Raw genomic sequence first — 1,067 nt, 5'->3', positions numbered from 1 at the left:
TGTGTTGTTCGGACAGGTTGGTGACGCGGCTCGCTGGTGGATGGCCGCCGAGGCCGGTGTGGGGTCGGTGGTGGTTGTACCAGTCCAGCCAGTCGGGAAAGGCTGCCTGCCGTGCGCTGTCTGAGGTGTAGGGCCGGTGGTAGGCCCATTCGTCGAGCAGGGTGCGGTGGAAGCGTTCGACCTTGCCGTTGGTCTGCGGCCGCCAGGGCCGGGTCCAGCGGGGGTTGATACCCAGGTCGTTGCAGGTCTCGCGCCAGGTGTTCTTGGTGTAGGCCCAGGCGTTGTCGGTCAGGACGCGCTCGATCGTGACGCCCTGGGCGGCGAACCAGGCGGTTGCCCGTCGCAGGAAGGCCGCGCAGGTGGCCGCGGTCTCGTCGGGCAGGTCTTCGGTGTAGGCCAGGCGGGAGTGGTCGTCCAGGGCGGTGTGCAGGTAGGCGTATCCGGTGCCGCCTCGGCGGTCCTGGTTGGCCCGGCCGGCCGCCCGGCCCAGGACCTTGTGGCCGCCGCCGTCGGGGATGCGGCCCAGCTTCTTGACGTCGATGTGGACCAGTTCGCCGGGCCGGGCGCGTTCGTATCGGCGGATCGGCTCGCCGGTGGCCCGGTCGGCGGCGGTCAGAGGGGGCAGGTGGTGCCGGAGGAGGATGCGGTGGGCGGTGGAGGTGGCGATGCCGCATCGGGCGGCCAGCCGCACCGGACCGATCCTGTGCTCCCGACGCAGGCGCATGACCTGCTCCTCGACGGCAGCGGGCGTCCGGCGCGGGCTGTGGCGGGGGCGGCTGGAGCGGTCGCGCATCCCGGCCGCGCCGAGCTGCCGGTAGCGGCCGGCCCAGCGTGCGGCGGTGGTGTGGCTGACCTGGAAGCGTTCCGCGGCCCGCCGCAGCGGCCAGCCGTCCTCCACGACACACCGGGCCAGACGCAGCCTGCCGGTCGGAGTCAGCGGGGCGTTACGGTGGGACACGAGGGCCTCCTGCGGTCGGGCGTAGATGTCGCAATCCACACCGAACCCAGAAGGCCCTCACCCGTTCAAGCACCCAGCCCGCGTGTCACCAACGTCCCGGGACAGCACA

General features: G+C 72.3%; 1 protein-coding gene. It reads right to left on the bottom strand.

Going from position 1 to position 1,067, the window contains the following annotated elements; all coding sequences use genetic code 11:
* A partial coding sequence (locus ACYVO2_RS37225; RefSeq protein WP_461012558.1) for an IS481 family transposase occupies window positions 1–958 on the bottom strand: 958 nt, incomplete at its 3' end.
* Window positions 959–1,067 lie beyond the last annotated feature (109 nt).

This window comes from Streptomyces capparidis (genome assembly GCF_054782095.1).
The sequence above is the reverse complement of the archived record's forward strand: the minus strand, read 5'-3'. Positions and strand labels throughout refer to the sequence as shown.